The sequence below is a fragment of the Staphylococcus sp. HMSC067F07 genome (assembly GCF_001837405.1).
Taxonomy (GTDB): domain Bacteria; phylum Bacillota; class Bacilli; order Staphylococcales; family Staphylococcaceae; genus Staphylococcus; species Staphylococcus capitis.
In genome coordinates this window covers 2,042-2,755 of record NZ_KV832243.1, presented here as the reverse complement: position 1 = coordinate 2,755, position 714 = coordinate 2,042, and the positions used below count along the sequence as shown (strand labels likewise).

Genomic DNA, 714 nt, shown 5'->3' with positions numbered 1-714 from the left:
ATGGTTGTCGTCAGCTCGTGTCGTGAGATGTTGGGTTAAGTCCCGCAACGAGCGCAACCCTTAAGCTTAGTTGCCATCATTAAGTTGGGCACTCTAAGTTGACTGCCGGTGACAAACCGGAGGAAGGTGGGGATGACGTCAAATCATCATGCCCCTTATGATTTGGGCTACACACGTGCTACAATGGACAATACAAAGGGTAGCGAAACCGCGAGGTCAAGCAAATCCCATAAAGTTGTTCTCAGTTCGGATTGTAGTCTGCAACTCGACTACATGAAGCTGGAATCGCTAGTAATCGTAGATCAGCATGCTACGGTGAATACGTTCCCGGGTCTTGTACACACCGCCCGTCACACCACGAGAGTTTGTAACACCCGAAGCCGGTGGAGTAACCTTTTGGAGCTAGCCGTCGAAGGTGGGACAAATGATTGGGGTGAAGTCGTAACAAGGTAGCCGTATCGGAAGGTGCGGCTGGATCACCTCCTTTCTAAGGATATATTCGGAACATCTTCTTCGAAGATGAAAAGGATTAACGTGACATATTGTATTCAGTTTTGAATGTTTATAACATTCATTTTAATAATGGGCCTATAGCTCAGCTGGTTAGAGCGCACGCCTGATAAGCGTGAGGTCGGTGGTTCGAGTCCACTTAGGCCCACCATTTAAGTTAATATTCGTTTTGGGGGCTTAGCTCAGCTGGGAGAGCGCCTGCTT

General features: G+C 48.2%; 1 tRNA gene and 1 rRNA gene. Both read left to right on the top strand.

Annotated elements, in window-relative coordinates:
- A 16S ribosomal RNA gene (locus HMPREF2706_RS11800) occupies window positions 1–487 on the top strand; the annotation flags it as partial.
- Window positions 488–584: 97 nt separating this feature from the next.
- Window positions 585–661, top strand: a tRNA-Ile gene (locus HMPREF2706_RS11795).
- The last annotated feature ends 53 nt before the right edge of the window (window positions 662–714 follow it).